At 65.4% G+C, this 1073-nt stretch carries 1 protein-coding gene; it reads right to left on the bottom strand.

Annotated elements, in window-relative coordinates; all coding sequences use genetic code 11:
• Positions 1-12: 12 nt before the first annotated feature.
• A complete protein-coding gene (locus AB4089_RS22920; RefSeq protein WP_441411562.1) occupies positions 13-969 on the bottom strand; it encodes an IS481 family transposase in 957 nt (318 codons plus the stop codon).
• Between the last annotated feature and the right edge of the window lie 104 nt (positions 970-1073).

Raw genomic sequence — 1073 nt, 5'->3', positions numbered from 1 at the left:
TGTACTGAGCCATTAGGTTGGTGACACTCGGTTGGCGGGTGTGGTTCCGATGCCGGTGTGGATTCGTTCAGTGTTGTAGTGCTGGAGCCAGGGCGCAAGTGCGGCTTGGCGGTCACCGCTGCTGGTGAAGATCTGCCGGTAGGCCCATTCGGTTTGAAGGGTGCGGTTGAAACGTTCGGCTTTGCCGTTGGTCCAGGGGCAGTGGGGCTTGATGAAGCGCTGGACAGCCCCGAGGTCGGCGACGGTCTGGCGGAACGCGGCGGATTTGCGGTAAGCGAAGGCGTTATCGGTGATGACGCGTTCGATCCGGCCGATGCCGTGGCCGGCGAAGTAGGCTGCGGCGCGGGTGAGGAACCCGGCCGCGGTGGTACCCTTCTCGTCGGGAAGGACCTCAGCGTAACCGACACGCGTGTAGTCATCGATCGCGACGTGAACGTAGTCGTAACCGATTCCATTGCCCCGAACCTGTTCCGAACGGCCGTGCGCCCGCCAGCCGCCTCCTTCCGGGATGCGCCCGAGTTTCTTGACGTCCAGATGGATCAGTTCCCCGGGCCGGGCCCGTTCATACCGGTTCGCCGTGGTCCTGGTGGCCCGGATCGCGGCGCCGGTCAGCGGATCGCAGTCGGCCAGATGCGGAACACCGTGGCGGTGCAGGATCCTGCCCACGGTCCGGGCCGGGACGCCGGTGAGCGCTGCGATCCTCAAAGGCCCGAACCGTGAGGCACGTCGGGCGTCCAACACGGCCTGTTCACGCTCGGAGCTCGTCCGGGCCGGTGATGACCTGGGCCGGCTCGAGCGGTCGGGCAGACCGGCTGGCCCCTCCGCCCGGAAACGTCTGACCCACCGGTACGCGGTCTGCCGGGACACCCCCAGCTCGGCGGCAATATGAGCGACCGGGCGGCCTGCGGCCACACGGTCAACAATCAGGCGTCTTCCATGAACTGTCAGTCGGGCATTAACGTGGGACACGAGGACCTCCGAGCGCAAAGTGTGTGAACTAGACAGCTCCACTAAGCCCGGAGGTCCTCCTCGTTTTCAAGCCCAAAGTGTCAACAACGTCCCGGCGCAGTACA

This window comes from Arthrobacter sp. 2MCAF15, assembly GCF_052115605.1.
GTDB lineage: Bacteria > Actinomycetota > Actinomycetes > Actinomycetales > Micrococcaceae > Arthrobacter.
This window is presented reverse-complemented; position numbering and strand designations above follow the sequence as displayed.